This is a genomic window from Vibrio makurazakiensis (assembly GCF_050337375.1).
GTDB classification, from domain to species: domain Bacteria; phylum Pseudomonadota; class Gammaproteobacteria; order Enterobacterales; family Vibrionaceae; genus Vibrio; species Vibrio makurazakiensis.
Genome location: NZ_JAKJSW010000467.1, coordinates 1 through 896 on the forward strand (window position 1 = coordinate 1; position 896 = coordinate 896).

The following is an 896-nucleotide window of genomic DNA, read 5'->3' on the forward strand; positions in this document are numbered from 1 at the left end:
TTACTTAGTTAATTTTCTTTTTAGACCATCTTTCAACGCAGATTTACTAGATATGCTTCTTCTAAACACTTGAAAGTAAACAAATCAACACGTTACAGCTAGTCTTACTAATAACTTTGGGCGTTTCCGTATACGCAAGCATCGTTATGACTTAACTCACTTCTGCCACATTCCGATTTTGCACAATAGAGCGTAGGTAAACCCCACCAGAAAACAGCTCGACTTTTGCTAATGGTAGAGCTTCTAACACCGATGGGTGGAAACGCCTGATTATCACTTTTCTCTTCAGCGTCAACAATTAGGAAAAGCAGTCATTAAGATGATCGAAGTGCGCCTTTCATACGTATAGGCAGTATCTAATCCCCCAAATCAGCTAAATAAGTAGAGCTTCATGTGACAACCCCACTAAAGATGAAACCTCAAAAAACAGCACTAGGAAGTCACTCAGTTAATCGGCTGCCTATTTTTCCATTGCCAATATTTTTACTTGTCGGTGGAATGCAACGACTGAGAGTCTTTGAACCCAAATACATCTCTATGGTTGCCACAGCAGCCAAAGGTGAAGGTTTTGTTATCTGTATGGACGAAAAAAAAGACCTTTCTTCAACTGAGGATTGGGGAGCACACGTGAACATTGTCGACTTTGATATGGGGAAAGACGGGGTATTGATTATTGATGTGTTAGCACAACGCTTAGTGAATTTGACTCAGATCGAGTCCCAAGCTAATGGGTTATTGACGGGGCAAGTGGATACACTTATTCATTGGTCTGCAGAATCTGGAGACCTGTTAATAGAAGACGGAAACATTGCCTTTTTATCTGACACACTCAAAGCGATATTTAGCGCACATCCAGAACTCAGTTTCCTATATAAACAGGAAACTGAGTTCTGGAT

The 896-nt window shown here is 40.5% G+C and carries 2 protein-coding genes; one reads left to right on the top strand and one right to left on the bottom strand.

Going from position 1 to position 896, the window contains the following annotated elements; genetic code table 11:
* Positions 1 to 151 precede the first annotated feature (151 nt).
* Positions 152 to 277, bottom strand: coding sequence for a hypothetical protein (locus tag L4C33_RS22520; protein WP_428814593.1), 126 nt, complete (start codon positions 275 to 277; stop codon positions 152 to 154).
* A gap of 116 nt (positions 278 to 393) precedes the next feature.
* Here L4C33_RS22520 and L4C33_RS22525 point away from each other — a divergent pair.
* On the top strand, positions 394 to 896 hold a 503-nt coding region (locus tag L4C33_RS22525; RefSeq protein ID WP_428814594.1), incomplete at its 3' end, for an LON peptidase substrate-binding domain-containing protein.